We start from the raw sequence: 24,010 nt of genomic DNA on the forward strand, positions 1-24,010 counted from the left end.
TTTCAAGTCATGTGATTTATACGAATTTTCGATGCTGAGATTTTGTTTTGGGTATGATCAAATATAGCCTAAACCATTTATAGTTATTTGCTACTTTTCACTACGTAAAGAAAGTAAATCTTGGGGGGAAGCTAAAAGTTTGATTCTAGTATAGAGAATTTGCCGTTGTTGGTTGAGGATAAATAGCCACAAGACATTGACACTACACCACGAAGTTTGTGCTTTGCCTGTTACCTGGACTTGGCTCGTAGCATTTTCTAAAGTCTCGGCTATTCCTGTGTTGGGGTAAACTTTAATGTTTTGGCCTTCTTGTTTTAAGTAGGCTGCGATCGCATCTGTCCCCACAATATCAGATTCAAATGGTGGACGCATCACACCATCTACCGCAAATAAAGCAGCAGTTGCCTCAAATTCTCCTGCATTTAAGGTTTCAAAATAACGCAGTATACTTGTTTCTGTAATTCCCTCAATCTGGAATTCTTCTTTCAACTGCGCTGGGGATATAAATTCAGCAGAGGTCATAAAATTACTTGTATCAGGCTAGCTAAATATTAATTTCAATACAAAAATAGCTAAAAAGAAAGCTGCTATTGAGATAGATTGCTACATATTGGTAAATCTTCCTCACGATGGAAGTTTTATAGCAGAATTTAGCAAGAGGCAGTTATAACCCTGCTTAAAAAGCAGGGAATTAAGCTCACCCAGGATTGGGCAGGCAGCGCATTGGCTTAAAAATAAAATTTATCCGTAAGATAGGCAACAAATCTTAATCAAAGGTATTGAATACGTAATGTATAATCATCATGCCTTTAGTTAGGCAAAATCCAGATAAAAAAATGAATCAGTATTCCGTAACAAGCAGCAGTGTAGTGAAAGAAAAAGCCAGGGAGTTGGGCTTTCACAAAGTTGGAATTGCTGCTGTAGATAGGGTAGATGCCACAGAAGCGCAGAGGTTGCAAGCATGGATTGAACTGGGTTATCACGCCGATATGGAATGGATGGCTAATCCAAAGCGTCAAGATATCAGCTTAGTGATGCCAGAAGCGCGATCGCTAGTGTGTGTGGCGCTAAATTACTATACACCACATCAACGTCCCGAAGGCGAGGAATACGCCAAAATTTCTCGTTATGGTTGGGGAAGGGATTATCATAAGGTGATGCATAAAAAACTCAAGCAGCTATCTACATGGCTAGAATCACTTGATGAAGGCGTACGAGCTCGTTATTATGCAGACACTGGGCCGATGCCAGATAAAGTGTTGGCTCAAAAAGCTGGTATTGGTTGGATTGCCAAAAATGGTAATGTGATTACACGGGAATATGGCTCTTGGGTATTTTTGGGAGAAGTGTTGACAAATTTGGAATTAGAGAGCGATCGCCCGCATACAGAACACTGCGGTAGCTGTACTCGTTGTCTTCAAGCTTGTCCTACGGGTGCAATTACTCAGCCTTTTGTCGTGGATGCTAATCGCTGCATTGCTTATCATACAATTGAAAATCGGGCAGAGGAATTGCCAGAAACAGTCACACCTCATTTGCAAGGCTGGGTTGCTGGTTGCGATATTTGCCAAGATGTTTGTCCTTGGAATCAACGTTTTGCCAGCACAACTGATATTGCAGAGCTTCAGCCATATCCTGGGAATATTGCTCCCCATCTGCTAGAATTAGCCCAAATCTCAGATCAGGAGTGGGATAAACGATTTCCAGCATCTGCCTTGCGGCGGATTAAGCCAGAAATGTTACGACGCAACGCCCTAGCTAATCTTGACGCATTCAGGCGGAAGAATGACCCCGAAAGTAATTATTTTTGATTTTGATGGCACAATTGCTGATACAGTAGATGCCCTTGTAAGTATTGCTAATCGTCTAGCTGTAGATTTTGGTTATAGACAAATAAGCCCAGAGCAATTAGCCCTCCTCAAAAACTTCACATCTAGGGAAATTATTAAGTACTCCGGAGTTTCTCTATTTAAGATCCCTTTTCTAGTTAAAAAAGTTAAAGGAGAATTAAAAAACAAAATCCCAGAATTAAAGCCAATTCCGGGGATCAAAGAAGCATTAATGAAACTCCAAAATCAAGGATATAAACTGGGCATTATCACTTCTAATTCTAAAGATAATGTAACTCAATTCCTGACAATTAATGATTTAAATCACCTATTTGATTTCATCTACTCAGGAATTACAATTTTTGGCAAAACAACGATAATCAATAATGTATTGAGGCAAAATCAACTCCAACCTCAAGAAGTCGTTTATGTTGGAGATGAAACCAGAGATATAGAAGCATCAAGAAAAGCAAATATCCAAGTGATTGCAGTGACTTGGGGCTTTAACTCAGCGGAAGCACTAGCCAAGCAAAATCCAGATTATTTAATTCACCGACCTAGCGAACTTCTAGAAGTCATGAATGGTCGCTAATTAATCAATATAACGGTTCTCAATTGCATGGAATACAGACTTAACAAGAACAGCCCCAACCCTTGTAGCGTTGGGGAGTAAGCCTCAAAGCCTTTCTCCTTTTAGCAAAGAGGTCAGACTGTAATGCATCCAAACGAGAACCGCTATAGTAAAAAGTCGATAGTGAAAATCTTAACAATTGACAATTAACTAAAACAGTAGGGTGGGCAATGTCTACCAATGCCGAAAACTTCAGTTTTAATATTTGTGACATTGCCTAGCCTACAAAATATCAGGAAAACTTAATTTTTCCGTTCACCCTTTTCCAAAGCTCGTTTTACTAAATCATCACTAACATTAGTTACACCTTCAGTCGGAGAATTCCCAACTTCCTTTGCTAACTCTAGAAAATCATCAGGATTACCAGTTGACTGCGCTTGAGTTTTTGTCTCTTGTGGCTGAGAGGTTTTCTGGTTAGATGCAGTGGCTGCTTCGGCTGCTGCTGCACCTTTACCTGTGCGGTCAACTTCACTCACGCTGAATTGTTGTGCAGCTGCATAATCAGCATCAAAATTGACCGTTGGCGCTTTTTCCTGACCACTAGCTATGCTATCGGCAGCTAATTGTGCATCCTGGGTGGAAGCTTCATTTAAATTGGGCTTCACTTCTTCATCAGGCATAATTAAAACCTTTAGGTAAATTTTTTATTGCTGGGGCGATTATAGCAAAGTAATGTGCTAATTTATTGCTTCCTAGGGGAGACTTTTACCTCTATTAAAGGGTAGATTAAATCTGCAATTTTCAACTAATTTAACTCTTTCTATAGGTAGTAGAATCGGATGCTCAAACTTTGGTAAGCCTTAGTTTGTCCTGTAAAATTTCCTTGGAAACAAATTTATGACTGCAAGTTACGATAAAAATATTTCTCAAGCCCAGAGCAATGAAACTCAAAAATTGGTGGACTCGTTTAACGCCTTAGACACCGATGCAAAATTAGCCTGGTTCTATTTGGTTTATAAAAAAATGGGTGACTCTGTGACTCCAGCCGCTCCAACTGCTGCTGAACCAGAACTATCACCAATTTTATCAGAAGACTATTTTAAATTGTCAGATGAAGAGCAACTGGCAATTATGCGGGATATAGTAAACCGTAAGGATACAGAGTATTCCCGTGCTTATGGGGCGATAAAAGAAAACAATCAATTGTTAGTTTGGTATGCTTGGGCGGTAGCTATGGGAGATACGGTAGTTGATTTGCCAAGCAGCTACCAGCCAACTAAAGAAATTAATGGTTTGCTTTCGGAAATTGAAGGATTAGAATTTGAAGAGCAAATGTCGGTGTTCCGGACAATATCTGGTGAATTGGGTTACACCGATGTTAAGCCGATCGCAACGCAAGCAGAAACTGGCAAAACGTCAAGTCTGTAATCAGATCAAAACCGCATTTATCAGCCCTAACGACTAGAAGTCGCGGCTACACAAACTCTCGTTTGCCTACTCCTTCCCTACGGGACGCTATGCGTAGCAAGCTTTAAGAGAAGGGGTACGGAGAACCTGCATAGGGGGACTTTAATAAGTTATGACACAGCAAGATGATTTAATTCGGCTGGGGTGAGGTTGGAATGTATAACTTGACCATCACGGAACCAAACGATGCGCTGGGTTTGACGAGCAACTTCTGGTTCATGAGTAACCATGACAACAGTAATCCCACTAGCATTGAGTTCGCCAAAGATGTCTAAGACTTCTTGGGTTGTGCGCGAATCAAGTGCACCTGTGGGTTCATCGGCTAAGAGTACTACGGGATGATTGACGATCGCTCGGGCGATCGCTACTCGTTGTTGTTGTCCACCAGATAGCTGGGTTGGTTTGTTGTTGAGGCGATTTGCTAAACCGACTCTTGTCAGTGCAACTGTTGCGCGATCGCTTCTTTCTTTTGGGTTGACATTAGCATACACCATCGGCAACATGACATTTTCTAATGCTGTTAGTTGGGGCAATAGATGGAATTGTTGAAATACAAACCCCAGCTTTTTATTACGGATGTGTGCTAATGAGCGATCGTCCATTTGGGCTACATCGAGGTTATCTAAGTAATAATGTCCGTCTGTGGGACGGTCTAGACAACCGATAATATTCATGGCTGTGGATTTACCAGAACCTGAGGGCCCCATGATTGCACAATATTCGCCTTGTTCCACAATTAGGTTGACATCATTCAACGCTCGTACTTCTGTTTCGCCACTACCATAAATCTTGTAAATGTTTTCTAGTCGAATTATTGCTGGTTTCGGTACAGAATTATGAACCAGGGAATCGGTAATTGAAATAGTGTTTGTCATAAACAGATAGGTAATCTTGGAGTTGTCACTATAGTAACCACCATCGCCAGACAAATTGTCGGGTTATCCTGGCGATCGCCGTGCTGTTGGTAACGAACTTCATGATGTCATTAACGTAGAATGCGAGGAAGCACGTTACTTTGGAAATAACCAGAAGACAAACTATTTTAGCCTTCTGTAAGATTTGAGTTCTAGTTTAAAGACGGAACAATGACACAAGCCAACTTATCCCAAACTTTAGCCGTCAATATTCCACCCACACTCACCCACGAGCAATTTGTTCAGTTAGCATTGGCTAACCGAGATTTACAATTAGAACGAACTGCTACCGGACAGTTGATTGTTATACCACCAACTGGCAGCGATACAGGCAAGCGAAACTTTGACATCGCTGGACAACTCTGGTTATGGAACCGTCAAACAAAATTAGGTGTAGCTTTTGACTCATCTACTGATTTTTATCTACCTAATGGGAGCGATCGCTCTCCTGGTGCTGCTTGGATACGTCAAGAAAGATGGGATGCTCTTAGTTATAGAACAGCAAGAAAGTTTTGCTCCAATTTGTCCTGATTTCGTACTGGAATTACGTTCTAAAAATGACTCCATAGAAAAGTTATGCGCCAAGATGAGGGAATATATAGAAAATGGCGCTTGTTTAGGTTGGTTAATTGAGCGGAAGAATCAAAAGGTGGAAATTTATCGCCAAAGTCGGGATGTAGAAGTTCTAAATAAACCTGTAAATTTGTCAGGGGAAGATATTTTACCTGGGTTTATGTTGGATTTAACCGAAGTGTGGAGTTGACATTTTACCATTTTAGTGGTAAGGAAAAATATAAAAATCGTCTAGAAAACGGAGTTTGGCAGCTCAAACAAAAGTTGCAATCTGCTCAAGTGCATAGCAAAGATTTGTTTAGTTACTCTGTGGCGATCGCTGTTAAACAGGTTTTTGTTGACGCAGTTGGTACTAAAGTTGGCAATAAAAATATTTGATTAATTATGGGACTATCTTCTAATATTTTAATAAGTGAAGATAATTGATATTAAATGTTATTGGATAACTAGCTTTGTTAGTGGTGTTTGAAAGCTGGGGTATTTATCCTGCATAATTTATTTTTTTGAGTATTACTTAGGAGTCAAAATTATAATTTGGACTTTTACTTAAATATAGTTTATTCATCCTACTGATTGAAGTGCGGAATGTGGGTTTGGCTACTTTCATTCTTTTTTTAATTGTTCTAAATAAACGGCAACCTGCATGATAATTCTGTTAGAACTTTGTTAAGAATAGTTACAACTTCTTAACACAAGGAAATTTTTATTATGGTAGTCTCTCTTGAGAAGAATGCACCGCATGAGGTAGTTATCGTTGGGGGTGGTTTTGGTGGACTGTATGCAGCAAAGGGTCTGAATGCAGCGAATGTAAATGTTACTCTCATTGATAAACGTAACTTTCATCTATTTCAGCCGCTTTTATATCAAGTTGCCACAGGTACGCTATCACCTTCTGATATTTCCGCACCATTGCGATCTGTATTTAAGAAAAGCAAGAATACAAAAGTGTTGTTGGGAGAAGTAAATGATATTGATCCAAAAGCGCAACAAGTTTTTTTGGGTGATGAAGTAGTACCTTATGATACATTAATTGTCGCCACAGGTGCTAACCATTCCTATTTTGGTAAGGATAACTGGGAAAAAGTTGCTCCTGGTTTGAAAAGTGTGGAAGATGCGATAGAAATGCGTTGCCGGATATTTAGCGCATTTGAAGCAGCAGAAAAAGAAACTAATCCAGAAATTCGCCGTGCTTTCTTGACTTTTGTGATTGTGGGGGGTGGCCCGACTGGTGTAGAATTAGCAGGTGCGATCGCGGAATTAGCACACAAAACTCTCAAAGAAGATTTCCGCAGCATCAACACTTCAGAAACAAAAATTTTACTATTACAAGGGGGCCCTCGCATCCTCCCACACATTGCGCCAGAGTTATCGAAATCAGGAGCAGTAGCTTTGCAAAAGTTGGGTGTCGAACTCCACACTCACACCAGGGTAACAAATATTGAAGATGATATCGTTACTTTCAAGCAAGGCAATGAATTTACAGAAATTACCTCAAAAACTATATTGTGGGCAGCAGGTGTCCAAGGTTCCCCAATGGGGAAAGTCTTAGCAGAAAGTACAGGTGTAGAGTGCGATTACTCTGGGCGTGTAATTGTAGAACCTGACTTGTCTATCGAGGGTTATGACAACATTTTCGTAATTGGAGATTTAGCTAACTTCTCCCACCAAGATAGTAAAGTCTTACCTGGTGTTGCACCCGTAGCTAAACAACAAGGAGAGTATGTAGGTAAACTAATTCGACGACGGCTTCAAGGTAAGACTTTGCCACAATTTAATTACAACGATGTGGGTAGTTTGGCGATGATTGGGCAAAATTTAGCTGTTGTAGATTTAGGCTTAATCAAACTCACAGGTTTCATTGCTTGGGCATTTTGGCTATTAGTTCACATCTACTTCTTAATCGAGTTTGACACTAAATTACTAGTAGTATTTCAGTGGGCGTGGAATTATATCACTCGTAATCGTCGCTCTAGATTGATTACAGGTCGAGAAAGGATTGTAGAACCAAAAACTGTTAACCATAGGGTGCAACAGCCTTCTGGGACACCTTTGTAACTTCAGGTACCCACAGCATTAGTCAACGATGGTACAAGGGGCTATTAGAGTAATGAGTGCCGTGTGGTAGCAAATCTTGGGCGAAGATTAGCTGTTCTAGGAAAAAGTTCATCCCAATGTACCTACTGGATTGAGTTCAAGAGATGGAGTCAGAGAAAACGGCAGTTAAGAAGATATTGCAGGTGTTGAGAGTTAAGCTTCATAACTCTCTCCCCTTGCTGGTAGTAATTGCGCTCGTTAGAACTTAGTGTCAATAAATCTGAGACTAACTCGTAGGAATCTTCCATAAAAATAAATTCAAGAGCCAATTCCTAATAACTTCCCTTCAAAAGGTTTACCTTTCAACATTCTATTCCAGTAGATATAGGGGAAGCCATATTTTTTTAGCAACCACATACTGTACCGTTCTCTAGTTGGATCAATTGGAAATGTGGGGGAAAGGTTGTTTTCATAACTAAATTCAGCAAGCACTACCTTGCCATACCCTGTAGTTATTGGACAGCAACTATAGCCGTTGTATTTTTGAGTGAGGTTTTTTGAGTTAATTAAAGCCAGTAAGTTATGAACAACAACTGGCGCTTGTTTTCTCACAGCAGCCGCTGTTTTCGATGTTGGGAGATTCGCAGCATCACCTAAGCTAAACACGTTGGGGTAAACATTGTGCTGTAGGGTGTGTTTGTTTACATTAACAAAGCCAAGACTTGCTCCATCTGGTGCAGCTAATTTACTCTGTTTTATAAAGTCAGGTGCGCTCATTGGTGGTGTGACATGAAGCAAGTCGTATTGGATAGTTACTTCTTCGACACCCGAATCTGTTAAAACATCAAAAATTGCTGTTTTGGTATCAGCTTTAATTTCTTTGAGATTCTGTTTGTATCTCACGTCTATCTGTTTACGCTCTACTACAGAAAGCAATGTTTTTGCGAATTCTTTGACGCCGAAAATAACTCCCATAGCTGTGCAAAACATGATTTTTGACTGAGGGCGTATCCCTTGTTTTCTGAAGGCATCATCAGCCAAATAGGTAATTTTCAGTGGTGCCCCTCCACATTTAACTGGAGTATTAGGGTAAGTGAAAATAGCATTACCATCTTTGAAGTTTTTGATAACTTCCCAAGTGTAAGGGGCGTATTCATAAGCATAATTACTACAAACGCCATTTTGCCCAATTGTTTCTTTTAGCCCTTTAATTAAATGCCAATCAATTTGAATACCTGGAGCTAAAATCAGATATTCATAGCAAATACGCTTTCCTTGCTGAGTAATAACTGTATTGTTGTCTGGGTCTAACTGAGCTACATAATCTTTGAGCCAAGTAGCACGATCAGGAATATAGTCTTTTTCATCCCTTACAGTATCAAGAGCTTTGTAAACGCCACCGCCAACTAGAGTCCAAGCTGGTTGGTAGTAGTGTTTGTCTCCTGGTTCAATAATCACAATATCAAGCTGCTTATTTTTTTTCAGCAGTTGGGCGGCGACTGTGATACCTGCGGCTCCACCCCCGACAATTACGATTTGATACTGCATACTCTTTGCGTCACTTAGAATGGCTGATTCGCGATCTAATGGCTTAACTAACGCAGACGACATAATGCTTTTGTCTCCTTTAAAAGTCACAAACAAAATATTAAGCTAAAGGTTTAACAAGGGGAAGCTAGATTCCCGCAACATTGGTTAGCGAAAATATCTTTCATCATCTTTTGAGGCTCTTGGGGTCAGCAATTAGATAAGTGTAAATAGAGAATTCACAGTCGAACAACTGTCAAAAAATATCTGTAGCTATCCTAATGTGCTAATCGTTGCTATCGACTCCAAACAAATTCTCTTGTCTGTAAGTAATCAAGAGCTTCATCCTAGTGCAAAAACAACTGCTCCTATTGACTCCAAACAAATTCTGTTGCAATAAAGATCATGGTACGGTTAAGTTCAACTGCTTTCTTCAGCAGAAGCCAAACGCATTAAGAATATTTAGGTGTAATGGGTTACAAAATCCCCAAGGAGTTATGAATAATTTGAGAGATGATATTTATTCATGTTTACTTCTGCTCTTATATCCTATCATATCAGCCATGCTTGATATGTTAAAAGCTTAATGAATCTAATACAGATACAGATTTCGATGATGAATCACCAATAAAAATCTTTTTAGCTAACTACACTTTTATGCATAAACAAGTAAATGTAGTTGTCGATATTAATTATCAGTATATATATTCAATTATTAAACAGGACTTACGCAAAATCATGAAAAAACGAACCGCAAAGGACGCATTCGCGTAGCGTCTCGTAGAGAAGGACACAAAGGAATAAGGTTTCAGAGAGTTATTGCGTAAGTCCTATTAAAGTTAAATTTTCTATCAGGATTTATGTTACAAAATGAAGTGCAGAATGTGGGGGCAAGCATAATGCTTCAATACTGTAAGCCCAGCATCCTAAGTATTGTGACTTCTTTGGTGCAATAGCCCTCTTTTATTACTCTCGCTAGATAAAAATCCGAAACCCTCCAACCTCCGATTATTTTTATTTGACCAGAGTAATAGAAGAGCGATAGTGGCGATCGCCAAAAATGTGGCAATTAAAAGCAAGCTACGGGTAGCTTCAGGCTTCAGCCTAGGGAGAAATAAAGTGTAACCTCACTTGTAGTAGGTCTGCTAGCGAAGTTTTACCTAACAATGTGGCTAAGGTCACCCTTTCAGGTGAAGACATACAGACATGTAATACCTATTATGAAGGAAGATTAAGCAACTATGAAGCTAATTATGCATCTAATTTTTAGTTAACTAATTAAAGATTTAATCTAAAAATTTTAACAAATCCGCATTCCTGCACTTGCCCTTTAATTACAGGCTACTCCCATAAAGCAAGATTTATAGGCTTCTAGATATGGCTACGCAGATAGAAATTCCTGTTATTGGCAAAGTTAAGTATCCATTACGCTGGCTGATGGGGCTGATAGCAGGGGGTGTTTTGGTTGTTGGTATTACAACCTACACCCTGGTAAATCAAGGGACAAAAGAAGACATTGCTCAATTAACTGTGCCAGTGGCAGCGAAAAACGTCACCTTGCGGATTACAGCTAGTGGCAAAGTCGTGCCAGTTCAGAGCGTAAATATTAGTCCGAAGAACCCTGGAGTGCTGTCGCAATTATATGTACAACAAGGCGATCGCATTCAACAAGGGCAAATTCTCGCTCGCATGGATAGTGCCAGCATTGAGGCTCAAAGTAGCCAGTACCGGGCTAACTTAGCCCAAAGTCAAGCACAACTAGCCGAAGCCGTTGCTGGTAGTCGTCCTCAAGAAATCGCTCAAGCAAAGGCGCGGTTAGCACAAGCTCAAGCCCAGCTAGCCGCAGCTCGATCTGGTAATCGTCCCCAAGAAATTGCTCAATCTCAATCCCAAGTGGATGCAGCTCAAGCAAAGGCGAATTACACCAGTGGACAGGTAAAGCGTTATCAATACCTATACGAACAGGGAGCAGAAAATAAACAATTACTCGATCAAGCCATTAGCGAAGACAAAAGTGCTAGAGCCAATTTAGAAGAAGCGAAAAAAGGATTTTCGTTAGTCCAAAGTGGCACTCGGACTGAGGAAATCGACCAACGCCAAGCAGCTGTTACTGAAGCACGGGCAGCATTGGTACTGTTGGAAGATGGCACCCGTCCTGAAGAAGTTGTCCAGCGTCAAGCAGCTGTTGCAGCTGCTGAGGCTCAATTGAAGGGTGTGCAAGTGCAGTTGGAAGATACAATTATTCGCGCTCCTCTTTCGGGAATTGTGACGCAAAAATATGCTGAACCAGGCGCGTTTGTCACACCCACAACTTCTGCTTCTACTAGTGCATCGGCAACTTCCAGTTCAATTGTCGCTGTAGCACGCGGTTTAGAAATATTAGCTCAAGTTCCCGAAGCCGATCTTGGTAGAATTAAACAGGGACAGCAGGTAGAAATTGTCGCTGATGCTTATCCCGATCAAGTTTTTAAAGCTCATGTGCGCCTGATTGCTCCAGAAGCAGTGATAGAACAAGGTGTAACATCCTTCCAGGTGCGGGTTGCTCTTGATACTGGCACAGATAAACTGCGTTCTGGCTTAAATGTGGATCTGACTTTTTTGGGCGATCGCGTCAATGATGCTTTGGTGTTACCAACGGTGTCAATCGTCACCGAAAAGGGTAAAACTGGCGTACTCATACCAGATGCAAAGAATAAACCTCAGTTTCGCGAAGTTACAGTTGGGGCGCAAATCCAAGACCAAACTCAGATTTTAGGGGGAGTTAAAGAAGGCGATCGCGTGTTTGTAAACCCACCCAAAGACTACAAAATCGAAAAGGCCAAGGAGCAACAGAATAAATAATACCAAATTACCGAAGAAGAATTCAAAAGTCAGGAGTCAGACTTGAGAATTGAATTCTGACAGAAATTGTGGATGAATCGTGGTTCTTTTGCAAGCGACTTCAATCGTAGATGAGAATAAAAGTATTCCTTGCTTGAAACCCCTGACTTGACTGCTTAGGATATTCTGACGAATGACTCCTTTTCATGAAATAATTTCAATATTTTTTACACTAGTTAATATACAGGGTTTTTCAGGTAAATGAATTACACAGGTAGGGGCACAGCACTGCTGTGCCCTTAAGATAATCTGTACTTCACGCCTGTTGCAATCTGCTGTAGTTTGAGTTATCGTCATCGACTTAACTTAGTTGGGAAAATAAAGGGTCAAAGGATAGAATTATCCTTTGACCCTTTATTTTCTTCTTCTTTAACTGCTAAAGTCTATTAGTGGTTAGCGATCGTAAAGCCTTCATAATCAACGACTCCACTCAAAGCATTTGGTAAATTGACTCTACCAAGTAAGGTGGCCGTTGCAAAACCGTCACCTAAACCTAGACCTGCTGCGTTGAGATCGTCTTGGTAGCCTGTGATCCCATAAACAAAGCCAGTTTCCAGCAAAGCGAATAGTTGTTGATAAGATCCAGTAACGTTGGTAAATGCTAGTCCCGAATCTGCGTCGACATTAAGAGGTTGACCTGCAGAATTTCTGATCACAATTGGCGCAGATAGCTGACCAGTGAGCAAATCGACCTTGTAAAGCTGGTCGCCATCTCCATCAGCAGTGCTGAAATCGCTAGCAAGAGCACGAGTCCGACCAGGATTAAGATTATCGATAGCTAATCCGTCGGCAAATTTTCCAAGATTAGTAGGTTGAGTTCCTTGTCTTTCTGTAACAGTAGGTGTGCTATCTACAAGGCTAACAACTCCAGGAGTAGCTGTAGTAATTTTGTAAAGAGAGCTTCCTACTGAACCATTCTTGCTATCATCATTCCCGGAAATATTGTACAGAACAATTGGTTGACCACTTACTGAATAGTCGCGTCCAAAGTCAGCACCTGAATCAAACCCAAAACGACGTAGGTCAGATGATGTAAGCGTTGGCAACACACTAGTTCCAGCAAAAGGCTGATCGACATTATCTACCCGAATAACAGTTGGAGGAGTTGATGGGGTACCACCAGCACGTGGTTCGTTAACGGCGCTTACCCTTCCAGTAATAGGGTTAGTTCCCAAGCCTTCTAAATCTGCGTTAGTAACAGTACCTGCAATATTGACTGTACCTACTCGCGTAGGAGTAATTAGCGAAGTTGGCGCAGTAGGGATAAGAAAGCGGTAAACATCAAGTTGCTTTCCATTACTAGCGTTTCCATCACGATCTTCTCCAATGGTATAGCCGTAGAGTGCCATAAAAAATTGCTCCTTTGGGGTAAACTTCTGTAGTATTCCAAATATGCAAATTACCCTCTAAATGGAAGTCTAGATAGCAGTTCCTACAACCAGAAAAACCTCGCAAGGCACTGCTTCAGCTACACAAAGGAAGCCTTGAAATTTCTTTACGTAATCGAACTTCATTCTGTATAGCCGTGAATTCTATTCACCAGGCATGTTTGCAAATCTGGAGTGCTACTAAACTTTCGATTGCTAACAGACTAAGAGAATTTACAGCATTTCATAAATCAGTGACAAATTTAGCACCTTAGTGACGAGTCTTATATGGACTCGATAAGGCTATAATTTATGAAATTCTGTAAGTTGACTCAAAACTGTTGCATCTGGTAATTGGTCAACAAACACTCTTAACTCTAGTGAACGTTTATAGGCGCTGGAAAATTACTGAGATAGCGATCCCATATAATCTGTGAGAATTACTTTTAAGCGAACTGTCAAGACGCTAAAAAAAGAAAGAAGTTCACAAATAATTTCGGATTGCTATGGTAATTTTAGACTTCTATAATTCGCCTTCCAAAAGTCAAACTTTAAGATTAAAAGCGACCTTTGAAATAATCACTACATTTCGTAACCTGAAAGTAATATATTTAACTATTGTTAAAAACAAATTTTCTCTTGATTAAGAGTTAAAAATTTTTGGTTAAGGTTGAGTTACTATTCTCACTAACCTTGAAGTATAGTGTCCTTTCCGTAATACATTAAAATAGAACTAATTATATTGTAATTACGAATTACGAATTAGGGATTAGTATGAACCTCTTAGAAAGCCTTAATATGGCAGGTAAAACCCTGCTGTCAAATAAGCTGCGTAGCGCCCTTACCATGCTGGGTATAGTTATTGGCAACGCCTCAGTAATTGCCATGATTGGCATTGGTGAAGGTGGGCAAAAATACGTGAATAAACAGCTGGAGTCATTAGGGCCAAATGTGCTGTTTATACTGCCAGGTAATCGAGAAACTCAGCGTATCTCCTTTGAAGTGCCAAAAACTCTGGTGTTACAAGATGCCGAAGCGATCGCCTCTCAAGTACCAACTGTAGTAGGAGTTGCGCCTGAGTTAAATACAAGACAGGTAATTACATACCGCAACAGAAACACCGATGTCAACATTATTGGCACAACTCCCAGCTTCCTATCGGTGCGCGATTTTGAAACTGCTAAAGGCAGGTTTTTCTCTGAGGTAGACATCAAGCGAAGTAACCAAGTCGTTGTGCTAGGTGGAGACTTGGCAGAAAAACTATTTGGTAATAGTAACGCTATAGGTCAGCAATTGCGAGTTGGAAATACGAGCTTTCAAGTGATTGGGACGTTAATAGCCAAAGGTTCCAGCGTGGGAGCAGATTATGATAATGCTGCCTTAATACCAATCACAACCTCCGCAAACCGACTTGTGGGAAAGAATTCTCCTTATGGTATCGCCTTAGATTATCTCGTCGCTGCCGCTCGTGATTCAGAAAGCGTGGATGCAGCAGAGTTTCAAATTACTAATTTGTTGCGTTTACGACACAAAATTAATGGTGAAGATGATTTTACTCTTCGCTCTCAAAAGGATGCTTTGCAAACTGTCGGTCAAATTACTGGTGCATTGACAATTATGCTAGCAGCGATCGCAAGTATATCGCTGTTTGTCGGCGGCATTGGCATCATGAATATTATGCTTGTTTCCGTCACCGAACGCACCCAAGAAATCGGATTGAGAAAAGCGATCGGCGCAACTGAACAAGATATTTTGCTACAGTTCATCATTGAGGCAGTAATAGTTTCAGCCGCTGGCGGTTTAGTTGGGACTGCGGTTGGCGTCAGTGGCATTCTATTAGTGGGAGCCTTGACTCCCTTAGAAGCGGCACTTTCTCCAACAGCGATTATTATGGCAGTTGGTGTCTCTGGTGGTATTGGTTTATTCTTTGGTGTTGTTCCTGCACGTCGCGCTGCTCAACTCGACCCGATTGTGGCGTTAAGAAGTGCTTAGTGATCGGGATGGCGAAACTTAATCTTGCTGATCAGGTTGAGTTAGGGAGATATTTTCTAAGTAATTCACTAAATCACTTGCGGAAGCCATAACACATTTTACCTGACTTTTCACTCTTATTTGGAAAATCTCACTTCCATTCCTCTCTCCTGCTGTTGAGAGGCTTTGAATTCTCCCTATTCCCTGGTAGGGAAGGGGGCTAGGGGGTTAGGTTTCGCGTCGGTTTTCCACCGTGAAAAGTCAGCATATTTTACACCATCTTCAATTATTTGTGCCTACCTATTTATTAGCCCTGCAATTGATTGCAAGGCTAATATAGTAGAGGTTTTAGTTATTTCACTTTTTCAAAACCACATGAAAGGAATTTAAATACCCAGTAATGGTTTTAGCTAATGTCTTCTGCTGTTTTTTTGTAGTTATTGCCATTACTTGATACAATCTTCCTTCGGCAACATACATTCTACTTTTAGTGATTTTTCCTCCAGAATTGATGTACTCAATTTCTTTGCCAGGATGATTATTGGAACTACGAATGTTTCGTTGACTAATTAAATTACTTTTCGTAGTCTTTAAAGCCATATCCCGTGCATTATTAAGTACAGCTTTGGGGTTAGCCATTTGACCATAACTGTAAGGAAAATCATTGTAAGCAACTACATATGCTACTTCCTGTTTTGGTGGTTGAGCGACAAATATTTCTAAGTTAATTTCCCCCATGTAAGTTTTTTGGGATTGGGTATTTCTGTTGGGGCTTCCCGGCATCAAAATAGAAAAGCGCCCATCTGGAGCGGTGAATAACTTCCATTGTGGCTGTGTGGGTTGATAAACGGTTGGTTTGACAACAGCCGCCCCAGGTTTAGGTTGACGCGCTTCCACCAGAACACATCCACCGCAGACAAAGGTGGCGGCGATTAATCGCAACAGACTTTTAACTGTCATATTTTTTGCCTTTCGAGATGCTGATATCACTGATGATGCTAGTTGTTATAACCCAGCAGCACGTAAAGCAGCACCAATTAGTCCCACTTGGGGGTTGAGGATAATATACACGGGTATCTCTTCAAGGAGACGGCGCATCCTGCCTTTTTGGGTGAAATTTAATAAGAAACTGTTGTCTTCGATTAAGGGCAGGATTTTGGGCGCAATCCCACCAGCGATGTATAAGCCACCGTAAGGTAGGAGTTTAAGGGCGAGATTGCCTGCTTCTGCACCATAAGCCTCTATAAATAATTGCAAAGTTTGTTCACAGAGGCGATCGCGTTTTTCTAGTGCAGCTGTACCAATGACAGCACCAGCATCGATTTTCTCTTCCTGTCCGGCTTGTTGTTCCCAAGTTCTGACGATTTGGGCGATGTCTGGTGATTCGTGGGCAATTTTGCGATCGCGCAAAAATTGGTAAATTGAGACAATTCCCATTCCAGAAACTACGCGTTCTACAGAAATGCGCTGGATATCATGTTTATTCAGGAGGTATTTTAACAATTGAAACTCCATCTCGTTTCGGGGAGCAAAATCAGTGTGTCCACCTTCTGAGGAAAAGACTTGATAGTTGTTTCCCTGCTTAATTAAAAATCCTTGCCCTAACCCGGTACCAGCACCAATAATCGCAATGGGGGCTTCGGGTTGAGATTTGCCAACCTGCAATGTCAGCAAGTCTTGTTTTTGTAAACCTAAAATGCCATAGCCAACGGCGGCGAAGTCGTTAATCAAAGAAATTTGCGGGATACCCAATTCTTGTTCTAGACGTTCGGTATCCAAAAACCAGGCTAAATTGGTCAGCTTGGCAGTATTTTTGACAATGGGGCCTGCGATCGCAAAACAAGCCTTTTGTGGTATTGGTGTGTTAGCTTTGACCAAAAACTTCTGCACTATCGGTACTAAATCGGGAAAATCGCCACTGTGGAAACTTTCCTGATAAATAGGATCTGAACTTGGTGAGTCTGATGTTTCAACCAATCGCAGAATAGTTTTTGTCCCGCCGATGTCTCCTGCTAGTAACAAAGTCATAGAACTTATTCGTGAATTAATTACTTTTTTGTAGGATATACCCAACCTCGCAGAAGCCATGAACGCAAATCCCGATCAGAGATTTAAGCAAATCGAATAACTTCTTCTATGTGGGTTAAATGGGAAGTATCTCCCTTTAGTTCTAATAACCATTCTGGATCTTCGCGTACCACTTTTACCAAGGAACATAAAGAAGCTTTAACTTCTGTTATGGCAATTTCCCCCACTAGCCCCATTGCTCCCCCCAACACTGATGCACCATGTGCTATTAGCAGGATATTGTCTGGGAGGAATTCAGTAGCTAAACATCTAGCAGTTTGTCCAGAACGTTCTCGCACTTTTTCGCGAGTTTCAGGATAATTGGCGGCGATGCGCGAAGTATAGCCAAGGTCTATTCTGGGGAATAACTCTGCTAATGCTGGAGTTGAGAGTCTTTCGGGTTCTTCTGTCATCCAAACTGGATTTAGCCATTCACTCAAGCCTGTTTCCAATTTGATCGGTAAGTTAAGCACTTCTGCAACTGCGTTTGCCGTTTGTACGGTTCGCAGGAAAGGAGAAGCGAAAATATGCCCAATATTTTCTCCTTTAAATCGTTTAGCTAACTGCTGTGCCTGCACCATACCATCATCAGACAAAGGTGGATCGTAGCGTCGTTCGGCGGTGAGAAACCAATCAGGGTTTACGAAATCGAGGCGGTTGGCGTGTCTTGCGATCCAGACTATTTGACTCATGGGTTTAATTATTCCGGTGAATAGACTTCGCCGCTAAACAAATATATAGATATCTGCAAGGAGGGCTGCAAATATTAATATATGACATTATTTGTAATAATTTGTAATAATATAAAGGATTTAGAAAACTTATCAGTAGAAATTAGTTATAGCAGTTTTCGTTTGGATGCAACATATGGTAGGGTTACACTATTGCTCATGCGTATCAACTTAGAGCCAGGGCGAATATAATTCACGGCTATACAAACGTTCGCCCTACAGCCCTGCGGGCATCCTACGGCAGGCGTTCCTGTTGGCGCAGCCTCTCGTAGAGAAGGGTAGGCTGCCTACGCGGACTAGGGAAACAAGTGGATTTTGCCCCTTGTTTGAAACCCACGGAGGTGGATAAAGTTTTGTATAGACGCGGTTTATAACCGCCCTTTTAACGTTAATTTGACTGCTTTAAATTCGCGCAGACAAAATCTTCTAAATCAGCTTTAGTTGGAAATTCCCAACAATCACCAGACATAAAAATTAAATATTACATTGAATTGATACGCAAGATTTGGTTGCTATTTTTCTGAAATTCGTAAGGTACCTGCTTGATTTCCACTGAATAATGCCGTTGTTGTAATTCACTCATAATTGGCTTCAGGTGAGGTGATGGTTCACCGGATATTTTTAATAGTGGAAAAATACGTACCTCTTTGGCAACTCGGCACATCTCCAAAACTGATGCCAGATGAAATTCTTCTGAAAGCTGATCGGAATAAGTAAATAACAAATGGGAACATAAAGCTAAGTCAAACTGATGAGTTTCAAAAGGCAAGACAGGTAATTCATCTATTAGATAACGGTTTTCATTGATTCCCAAAGGTAAATCTGCCAAAAATTTACGCATTGCCGCCATGCGAATTTCACCCATCTGTTCAGGGGATTGGATATTCTGCCAAACATAATATTCTTGGATGTCTTTAACACTATCTATAACTATTTGATAAGTATCCTGAATGCGGTTCTCAATTTCATTTGCAGTGAATTGATAAATCGGATCGCAACAAATAACTTTGTATCCTTGAGCAGTCATTTCTGCATTGAAACTAGCAGGGCCACCAGCACAATCGAGTATAGTTAACCTTAGTTCTTCAGGAGTTAAGTCAAACATCTTAACGTATTCCTCCATCGAACGTCCCCAAGGAATGATATTTTTAAGTTTAAAACTCATTAATGTATTATCCTATAACTTAAGCCATCCAAATAGTTGCCCAACAGTCAACTGAAAATCGCTAACTAAATCGGGAACTGGTAGTATTTCTTGTTCTTCTTGTAAAAGTTCTGGTTGCTGCTTTAGTGGATAAACTAAAATAGAACGATCATCTGGATCAACTAGCCAACCCAAGCGACTACCATGCTTTAGACAATGCAAGATATTTCCGGTTACTTTAGTCTGGCTTTGATCTGGCGAAAGAATCTCAATTGTCCAGTCTGGATGTGTTTTGAAGACATTCGCCACATCTCCACGCTCATCTAAGGGAATCCGTTCCCAAGCAAACACTGCTACATCTGGCACAATTGAACGTCCGTCAAAAGTACACCGCAATTCTGGAAATGCAAGGGCAATTCTTTGAGGCTTAGCTACAGAATTGATATTACTGACTAGTTCACCCTGAAGAATACTATGTTTTCCCTGTGGCATTGGCTTTTGAATAATTTGACCATTGATGTATTCTGAGCTAGGTTTTGTTTCTGGTAGTTTCAAAAATTCTTCTAAAGTTAGGGGTTTAATTGGTGATCTTACCATACGCTTGTACCTTCCTAGTTTCCATTTAATTAATTACCCTAAATAAGCTTTTTTAACTCGCTCATCACTAATTAATTCTGATGCTGCGCCTGTTAAGGTTATAGAACCAGCTTCTAAAACATATCCTCTATCGGCAATTTGTAGCGCCAGATTAGCGTTTTGTTCAACTAACAGAATAGTAACGCCTGTAGCCCGGAGATTTTCAATAATGGAGAAGATTTCTCGGACGATCGCAGGTGCTAAACCTAAGCTAGGCTCATCTAAAAGCAATAGTTGTGGTTTACTCATTACAGCCCGAGCGATCGCTAACATTTGTTGTTCACCACCGCTGAGGGTTCCTGCTAGTTGATCACGTCTTTGTGACAATCGTGGAAATAGCTCAAATTGACGCTGAATATCTGCTTTTATCTCGGCTTGATTGGAGCGAATATAAGCACCTAAAAGTAAATTATCAAAGACTGTTTGTCGCGCTAATACTCTGCGTCCTTCAGGACAATGGGCGATACCAAGTTGTACAACTTCATGAGCTTGACGGCGGGTAATATTATGTCCATTATAGATAATCACGCCACTCTGAGGATTAACTATTTTAGATATAGCGCGAAGTGTAGTAGTTTTTCCAGCACCATTGGCACCAATTAGAGTTACCACCTCACCTTTTTGAATAATTAAATTAATCTTTTTCAGAGCTTGGATGCCGCCATAATTAACATCAAGTTCTTGAACTTCTAAAATTGTATAGTTTGGTCTACTATCAGATTTCATCGGCGGTTTACATTCAGAAATGTTTATTCAATACCTAACATACATCAATCATACATTTCTTAAAACAATGCATAAGCGTAACCCATCGTAGACATTGCTTCAACTTAAAAACCAACGCCAGAATACTGCAATCTTTATGATGTACCATTATTTACTGATCAAGATATCAAGCGTCCTGTGGCAAAAGCAGCAGATATTGGTAGCAAGCGACTAATTAATTTAGCTCCGGATGCATGGGTACAGTGGGTAACACAGCTTCCTGAAGTCGTGGCAAAAGAAATTCTCGGCTCTGAGCTTCAGTGGATTAGCCGCGAAACAGATGTTTTGGTGAAGGCATACAGCACTACCAACGGGGATTTTCTGGTACTTAACGAGTTACAGTTGCGTTACACAGCCCATATGCCTCTACGCTTTGGCGAAATTCCCCAAAAGGTAGAAGCAAGGCTTGAGGGCCAGAGTGTGGAGCAATTAGAAACTTTAATGGATAGCGCGTTAGCGGAGCTTACCGGAGGTATCGCTGTGAGTTCTTTAGAAGAATTTATGAGTATTTTGTCTGCATCGGTTCGCACATAGCTAGGCAACGTGAATGTATTCTCCAAGTCTCCTTGTCTGTCGCCTACAAAACTGACTCCACCCCTTCCAACCTCCAGTTTGAATTTCATAAGTTGTTCATAAACTGGCACTGTTTCGGGCAACATTACTCGGTTCATTCCCTTTGTACTGTGATCTGGTATCTTCAGTGATTTCCGGATCAATATAGGCATAATTGGCAATGATTTTCCATCCCGGCAAGATTTCACCAGCAACATCTAGTTCAATGCCTCGACTGCGTTGTTCACCAACCTGAAGGCTAAATCCCGGATTAGCTGGATCGTCTACAACAATGTTTTGCTTGGTAATTTGGTAAGCTTGGTGGCTGGGTGTTCAATCTCGCTCAGTCGCTTAATTGTTGTAATTACTGTTGGTGAATTGTGTTTCACTTCTGTCCGTACAGATTGTGCCATGAACAAAGGCAGAAAAATCATCACCAACCACAGCCAAGTATTAGACAACGATCGCTGAATTTTCATGAATTTTTTCCTCACACTCCAGTAACCAAAACCCTCTTTATTGAGAAGATTTATGAATCAATACAATTTTTAGCTTAGTAACCTTTTGAAGGGACTAAGGAAGATCAAAACTCCCACGAAATCGTGCCCTGCACTGTGAACGGCTCACCAGGATAAACACGCAAAAGGTCACGAGCAGACTCAAAATAATCCACACCAAACAGATTTCTGAAATTAAGCTGTGCGCCAAGCTGTCCTTGTTTATAGAAAATAGCAGCATCAGTACGGAAATAGCTCGGCAACTGAAAGCTATTCTCTAAATCTGCTTGCCGTTCGCCCACATAGAATAATCCCAAACCAAAGCCGAGTCCTTTGAGACTACCAGATTGAATTTCATACTTCGTCCACAAATTGAAACTATTTTTTGGGACATTGTTGAGATAATTACCTGATGTGTAAGTATTGTCTTTGGTGATTATGGCATCCGTGTAAGCATAACCTGCAATCACATTCAAACCGGGTAATATTTCACCCCCAATGTTGAATTCGATACCCCGACTGCGCTGCTCACCTGTTTGAATCGAAAAATCTTGATTATTTGGATCTTCAGTCAAAACATTGGAGCGAGTCAGATTATAGAAAGCAAGTGTTGTAGAAATTCTCTCATTCAAATCTGCCTTCACCCCGACTTCATACTGGGTGCTACGTTCAGGTTCAAAGGTGCTGCCATCAAAGCTAGTTCCAATCGCTGGGGTAAACGAGCGACTGTAGCTGGCATAGAGTGAAATTGGTGGTAGGGGTTGGTAGACAATACCGAAACGAGGACTAAACGCATCTCCTGACTGGCTACTTTCGGTGTTTGCTACCAAATCTCCATCTGTCTGTTTAAAGGCATCAAACCGGACACCCAACAGCAACTTCAGATTCTCACTTAGGGATATTCGATCTTGGATATAAATACCAAGTGCATCTGTAAAGGCAGAAAACTGATCACCAACCACAGCCAAATATTAGACAACGATCGCTGAATTTTCATGAATTTTTTCCTCACACTCCAGTAACAGAAAACCTCTTTGTTGAGAAGATTTATGAATAAACTCGAAATGTAGATTACAGGAATTCGATGGTCGTGTCTACCCCAATACAGAACTAATCATCGTCAAACAGACTTTTCTGGCAATAAACACTGACCAGAATAATTCGTAATTCGTAATTAAGAAGTCCCTAATCATCGTTAAACAGACTTTTTTCCCAACAAACACTGACTCGGAGAGATACCAAACTTACGTTTAAAAGCAACACTAAAGTGTGTGGGATTGGAGTAACCAGTCATAATTGCTACTTCTAGCACTGTGCGATTTCCTTCTCTGAGCCAGCATTTTGCTCGCTCCATGCGTTTATCTGTCAAGTAACCAAATACGGTAGTACTAAAGAGTCGCTGAAAACCACGTTGGAGGGTGCGTAGGCGTAGCCCGCCGCAGGCATCGCTAACCCCCACAAGTTGTGCTAATTCTAATAATGATGGTGGATTTTCTAGGCGGGAGAGTAAAATTTCTCTTGCTTGGTATATCCGCTCGACAGTTCCGGCTCTAAATCTCGGTTGTGGTTGCAGTCCACCTCGATCAGTAATTATCGGAGTTAACTGCAACCTGATCAGTTCCAGCACTCTCACCTGCAAATACATCCGCTTGGTGATTCCTTGATAAGGACAGTTAATAATTTGCTCTGCCACAGAGTTGACAGCAGTAGTCTTTTTGGGGTGTAGCATTGTCTGCCAATCATCACCTTTCGCCAGTAAGCTGAACTGGGAAGGAATTTCGCCGCCCTCTGTCGGGAAAAAGGTTGCCAATAGCGAAGGTGGCATGTGAATATCAACGCACACACTCCGTTGGAATTTTGGAGTCTTGAAAGTCCATGAGCGTTGAACGCCAGCACCAGAGATCAGTGTATCGTCTGTGTTAACTCCTAAAAGCTCGACACAAAATTGCAGAGGATGATTATATTCAAGAACTTCCTCCAATACATCATCGTGATATTCAGAGTCACTAATTGAAAGCCAGAGATGGGGATACACCTCAATATCTCGCACATATCCTTTGCCCAGTTGCTTGGGTACTTGATAAAGAAATTCATAAGGCTCTGGGTTTTGTAGGCTGTTCAGTTTAGCTTCTGCCCACAGTTCTCGCTCCTCTTTGTGCGTCAGGGTAATTGTTATGCTTAGTGATAATGATAAAAGTTATTATTAATTATAGGTTAGTATGACGTTAGCAAAGCTTACGGTCGGTATCGCTTATAGCAGTTTTCAGTTACCACACAAGCCACGCGTAGGCGTAGCCATCACCCAAATTTTTTCGTAACTTATTCTTAATAGACATCTCCAGAAAAGAATGTAGAGACGCGAAATTTCGCGTCTTTACAAGGGTTTGAGTGAACGCATAATTAATTTTCGCAGATGTTTAATAACTGGCGCTCGCACAACCCCATCACTAGCTGTTACCAACATTGCGGACGAATAAAGCAGCTA

The 24,010-nt window shown here is 41.0% G+C and carries 22 protein-coding genes and 3 pseudogenes; 10 read left to right on the top strand and 15 right to left on the bottom strand.

Features of this window, described 5'->3' with window-relative positions; translation table 11 throughout:
- Positions 1 to 90 precede the first annotated feature (90 nt).
- The gene (locus V7K85_RS21525) at positions 91 to 522 is read right to left on the bottom strand and encodes a nuclear transport factor 2 family protein (RefSeq protein WP_334816381.1); all 432 of its coding nucleotides are present in this window, start codon (positions 520 to 522) and stop codon (positions 91 to 93) included.
- A gap of 314 nt (positions 523 to 836) precedes the next feature.
- Between V7K85_RS21525 and queG the strand changes: the two genes are divergently transcribed.
- Both queG and V7K85_RS21535 read left to right on the top strand, forming a co-directional pair.
- The gene (gene queG, locus V7K85_RS21530; RefSeq protein ID WP_334816383.1) at positions 837 to 1,811 is read left to right on the top strand and encodes a tRNA epoxyqueuosine(34) reductase QueG; all 975 of its coding nucleotides are present in this window, start codon (positions 837 to 839) and stop codon (positions 1,809 to 1,811) included.
- Positions 1,786 to 2,421: an HAD-IA family hydrolase gene (locus tag V7K85_RS21535; RefSeq protein ID WP_334816385.1), complete on the top strand. Its 636-nt coding sequence runs from the start codon at positions 1,786 to 1,788 to the stop codon at positions 2,419 to 2,421. Before queG ends, V7K85_RS21535 begins: the two co-directional genes overlap by 26 nt.
- Positions 2,422 to 2,702: 281 nt before the next feature.
- Here V7K85_RS21535 and V7K85_RS21540 read toward each other — a convergent pair whose 3' ends face one another.
- Positions 2,703 to 3,080 (bottom strand): hypothetical protein, encoded by a 378-nt coding sequence (locus V7K85_RS21540; protein WP_334816387.1) that lies wholly within the window; start codon positions 3,078 to 3,080, stop codon positions 2,703 to 2,705.
- A 217-nt stretch (positions 3,081 to 3,297) separates the two neighbouring features.
- Here V7K85_RS21540 and V7K85_RS21545 point away from each other — a divergent pair, with 217 nt between their 5' ends.
- The gene (locus V7K85_RS21545) at positions 3,298 to 3,828 is read left to right on the top strand and encodes an orange carotenoid protein N-terminal domain-containing protein (protein WP_334816389.1); all 531 of its coding nucleotides are present in this window, start codon (positions 3,298 to 3,300) and stop codon (positions 3,826 to 3,828) included.
- A 149-nt stretch (positions 3,829 to 3,977) separates the two neighbouring features.
- Here V7K85_RS21545 and V7K85_RS21550 read toward each other — a convergent pair whose 3' ends face one another.
- Entirely contained in the window at positions 3,978 to 4,742 is a 765-nt protein-coding gene (locus tag V7K85_RS21550) for an ABC transporter ATP-binding protein (RefSeq protein ID WP_334816391.1), read from the bottom strand.
- Positions 4,743 to 4,797: 55 nt separating this feature from the next.
- Between V7K85_RS21550 and V7K85_RS21555 the strand changes: the two genes are divergently transcribed.
- The 4 genes and pseudogenes from V7K85_RS21555 to V7K85_RS21570 all read left to right on the top strand — a co-directional run bounded on the left by V7K85_RS21555 (position 4,798) and on the right by V7K85_RS21570 (position 7,409).
- Positions 4,798 to 4,923 (top strand): hypothetical protein, encoded by a 126-nt coding sequence (locus tag V7K85_RS21555; protein ID WP_334816393.1) that lies wholly within the window; start codon positions 4,798 to 4,800, stop codon positions 4,921 to 4,923.
- 29 nt (positions 4,924 to 4,952) lie between these two features.
- Positions 4,953 to 5,544 (top strand): annotated as a pseudogene (locus tag V7K85_RS21560) (Uma2 family endonuclease).
- Positions 5,535 to 5,732 carry a hypothetical protein gene (locus V7K85_RS21565; RefSeq protein ID WP_334816395.1) on the top strand — a complete coding sequence of 66 codons (198 nt, stop codon included), beginning with the start codon at positions 5,535 to 5,537 and terminating at the stop codon, positions 5,730 to 5,732. Before V7K85_RS21560 ends, V7K85_RS21565 begins: the two are co-directional and overlap by 10 nt.
- Positions 5,733 to 6,062: 330 nt before the next feature.
- Positions 6,063 to 7,409, top strand: coding sequence for an NAD(P)/FAD-dependent oxidoreductase (locus tag V7K85_RS21570; RefSeq protein WP_334816397.1), 1,347 nt, complete (start codon positions 6,063 to 6,065; stop codon positions 7,407 to 7,409).
- Between the two features lie 297 nt (positions 7,410 to 7,706).
- On the opposite strand, the gene V7K85_RS21575 is transcribed toward V7K85_RS21570, so the two are convergent.
- Complete coding sequence (locus V7K85_RS21575; protein ID WP_334816399.1) at positions 7,707 to 8,999, bottom strand: NAD(P)/FAD-dependent oxidoreductase; 1,293 nt, start codon at positions 8,997 to 8,999, stop codon at positions 7,707 to 7,709.
- Positions 9,000 to 10,292: 1,293 nt separating this feature from the next.
- Here V7K85_RS21575 and V7K85_RS21580 point away from each other — a divergent pair.
- Entirely contained in the window at positions 10,293 to 11,756 is a 1,464-nt protein-coding gene (locus V7K85_RS21580; RefSeq protein ID WP_334816401.1) for an efflux RND transporter periplasmic adaptor subunit, read from the top strand.
- 425 nt (positions 11,757 to 12,181) lie between these two features.
- Here V7K85_RS21580 and V7K85_RS21585 read toward each other — a convergent pair whose 3' ends face one another.
- Positions 12,182 to 13,144 (bottom strand): hypothetical protein, encoded by a 963-nt coding sequence (locus V7K85_RS21585; RefSeq protein WP_334816403.1) that lies wholly within the window; start codon positions 13,142 to 13,144, stop codon positions 12,182 to 12,184.
- A gap of 792 nt (positions 13,145 to 13,936) precedes the next feature.
- Between V7K85_RS21585 and V7K85_RS21590 the strand changes: the two genes are divergently transcribed.
- Positions 13,937 to 15,154, top strand: coding sequence for an ABC transporter permease (locus V7K85_RS21590; protein ID WP_334816405.1), 1,218 nt, complete (start codon positions 13,937 to 13,939; stop codon positions 15,152 to 15,154).
- A 336-nt stretch (positions 15,155 to 15,490) separates the two neighbouring features.
- Here the strand turns inward: V7K85_RS21590 and V7K85_RS21595 are convergent, their stop codons facing one another.
- The 6 genes from V7K85_RS21595 to V7K85_RS21620 all read right to left on the bottom strand — a co-directional run bounded on the left by V7K85_RS21595 (position 15,491) and on the right by V7K85_RS21620 (position 20,437).
- Entirely contained in the window at positions 15,491 to 16,093 is a 603-nt protein-coding gene (locus tag V7K85_RS21595) for a hypothetical protein (protein WP_334816407.1), read from the bottom strand.
- Positions 16,094 to 16,138: 45 nt separating this feature from the next.
- Positions 16,139 to 17,161, bottom strand: coding sequence for a glucokinase (locus V7K85_RS21600; RefSeq protein ID WP_334816409.1), 1,023 nt, complete (start codon positions 17,159 to 17,161; stop codon positions 16,139 to 16,141).
- 83 nt (positions 17,162 to 17,244) lie between these two features.
- Positions 17,245 to 17,892, bottom strand: coding sequence for a histidine phosphatase family protein (locus tag V7K85_RS21605; protein WP_334816410.1), 648 nt, complete (start codon positions 17,890 to 17,892; stop codon positions 17,245 to 17,247).
- Between the two features lie 520 nt (positions 17,893 to 18,412).
- Positions 18,413 to 19,096, bottom strand: a complete 684-nt coding sequence (locus tag V7K85_RS21610) for an SAM-dependent methyltransferase (RefSeq protein ID WP_334816412.1) — start codon at positions 19,094 to 19,096, stop codon at positions 18,413 to 18,415.
- 12 nt (positions 19,097 to 19,108) lie between these two features.
- The gene (locus V7K85_RS21615) at positions 19,109 to 19,672 is read right to left on the bottom strand and encodes a Uma2 family endonuclease (RefSeq protein WP_334816414.1); all 564 of its coding nucleotides are present in this window, start codon (positions 19,670 to 19,672) and stop codon (positions 19,109 to 19,111) included.
- Between the two features lie 33 nt (positions 19,673 to 19,705).
- A complete protein-coding gene (locus V7K85_RS21620; protein WP_334816416.1) occupies positions 19,706 to 20,437 on the bottom strand; it encodes an ABC transporter ATP-binding protein in 732 nt (243 codons plus the stop codon).
- A gap of 177 nt (positions 20,438 to 20,614) precedes the next feature.
- On the opposite strand from V7K85_RS21620, the pseudogene V7K85_RS21625 reads away from it, so the two are divergent.
- Positions 20,615 to 20,848, top strand: a pseudogene (locus tag V7K85_RS21625) (DUF4351 domain-containing protein); the annotation flags it as partial.
- Between the two features lie 258 nt (positions 20,849 to 21,106).
- Here V7K85_RS21625 and V7K85_RS21630 read toward each other — a convergent pair.
- From V7K85_RS21630 to V7K85_RS21645, 4 genes and pseudogenes are all read right to left on the bottom strand, one after another.
- Positions 21,107 to 21,337, bottom strand: a complete 231-nt coding sequence (locus V7K85_RS21630) for a TonB-dependent receptor domain-containing protein (protein ID WP_334816611.1) — start codon at positions 21,335 to 21,337, stop codon at positions 21,107 to 21,109.
- Positions 21,313 to 21,507 (bottom strand): hypothetical protein, encoded by a 195-nt coding sequence (locus tag V7K85_RS21635; RefSeq protein ID WP_334816418.1) that lies wholly within the window; start codon positions 21,505 to 21,507, stop codon positions 21,313 to 21,315. The genes V7K85_RS21630 and V7K85_RS21635 overlap by 25 nt, the downstream gene beginning before the upstream one ends.
- A gap of 104 nt (positions 21,508 to 21,611) precedes the next feature.
- Positions 21,612 to 22,469, bottom strand: a pseudogene (locus V7K85_RS21640) (TonB-dependent siderophore receptor); the annotation flags it as partial.
- Between the two features lie 251 nt (positions 22,470 to 22,720).
- The gene (locus V7K85_RS21645) at positions 22,721 to 23,575 is read right to left on the bottom strand and encodes an AraC family transcriptional regulator (RefSeq protein ID WP_334816420.1); all 855 of its coding nucleotides are present in this window, start codon (positions 23,573 to 23,575) and stop codon (positions 22,721 to 22,723) included.
- Between the last annotated feature and the right edge of the window lie 435 nt (positions 23,576 to 24,010).

This window comes from Nostoc sp., assembly GCF_036917615.1.
Lineage (GTDB): Bacteria > Cyanobacteriota > Cyanobacteriia > Cyanobacteriales > Nostocaceae > Nostoc.

Excerpts from the sequence above, each read along its gene's own strand:
- V7K85_RS21605 (WP_334816410.1), bottom strand. The coding sequence starts at position 17,892 with ATGAGTCAAATAGTCTGGATCGCAAGACACGCCAACCGCCTCGATTTC.
- V7K85_RS21620 (WP_334816416.1), bottom strand. The coding sequence starts at position 20,437 with ATGAAATCTGATAGTAGACCAAACTATACAATTTTAGAAGTTCAAGAA.
- V7K85_RS21525 (WP_334816381.1), bottom strand. The coding sequence starts at position 522 with ATGACCTCTGCTGAATTTATATCCCCAGCGCAGTTGAAAGAAGAATTC.
- V7K85_RS21590 (WP_334816405.1), top strand. The coding sequence starts at position 13,937 with ATGAACCTCTTAGAAAGCCTTAATATGGCAGGTAAAACCCTGCTGTCA.
- queG (WP_334816383.1), top strand. The coding sequence starts at position 837 with ATGAATCAGTATTCCGTAACAAGCAGCAGTGTAGTGAAAGAAAAAGCC.
- V7K85_RS21610 (WP_334816412.1), bottom strand. The coding sequence starts at position 19,096 with ATGAGTTTTAAACTTAAAAATATCATTCCTTGGGGACGTTCGATGGAG.
- V7K85_RS21600 (WP_334816409.1), bottom strand. The coding sequence starts at position 17,161 with ATGACTTTGTTACTAGCAGGAGACATCGGCGGGACAAAAACTATTCTG.
- V7K85_RS21545 (WP_334816389.1), top strand. The coding sequence starts at position 3,298 with ATGACTGCAAGTTACGATAAAAATATTTCTCAAGCCCAGAGCAATGAA.
- V7K85_RS21540 (WP_334816387.1), bottom strand. The coding sequence starts at position 3,080 with ATGCCTGATGAAGAAGTGAAGCCCAATTTAAATGAAGCTTCCACCCAG.
- V7K85_RS21585 (WP_334816403.1), bottom strand. The coding sequence starts at position 13,144 with ATGGCACTCTACGGCTATACCATTGGAGAAGATCGTGATGGAAACGCT.
- V7K85_RS21575 (WP_334816399.1), bottom strand. The coding sequence starts at position 8,999 with ATGTCGTCTGCGTTAGTTAAGCCATTAGATCGCGAATCAGCCATTCTA.
- V7K85_RS21615 (WP_334816414.1), bottom strand. The coding sequence starts at position 19,672 with ATGGTAAGATCACCAATTAAACCCCTAACTTTAGAAGAATTTTTGAAA.
- V7K85_RS21570 (WP_334816397.1), top strand. The coding sequence starts at position 6,063 with ATGGTAGTCTCTCTTGAGAAGAATGCACCGCATGAGGTAGTTATCGTT.
- V7K85_RS21535 (WP_334816385.1), top strand. The coding sequence starts at position 1,786 with ATGACCCCGAAAGTAATTATTTTTGATTTTGATGGCACAATTGCTGAT.
- V7K85_RS21635 (WP_334816418.1), bottom strand. The coding sequence starts at position 21,507 with ATGAAAATTCAGCGATCGTTGTCTAATACTTGGCTGTGGTTGGTGATG.
- V7K85_RS21580 (WP_334816401.1), top strand. The coding sequence starts at position 10,293 with ATGGCTACGCAGATAGAAATTCCTGTTATTGGCAAAGTTAAGTATCCA.
- V7K85_RS21550 (WP_334816391.1), bottom strand. The coding sequence starts at position 4,742 with ATGACAAACACTATTTCAATTACCGATTCCCTGGTTCATAATTCTGTA.
- V7K85_RS21595 (WP_334816407.1), bottom strand. The coding sequence starts at position 16,093 with ATGACAGTTAAAAGTCTGTTGCGATTAATCGCCGCCACCTTTGTCTGC.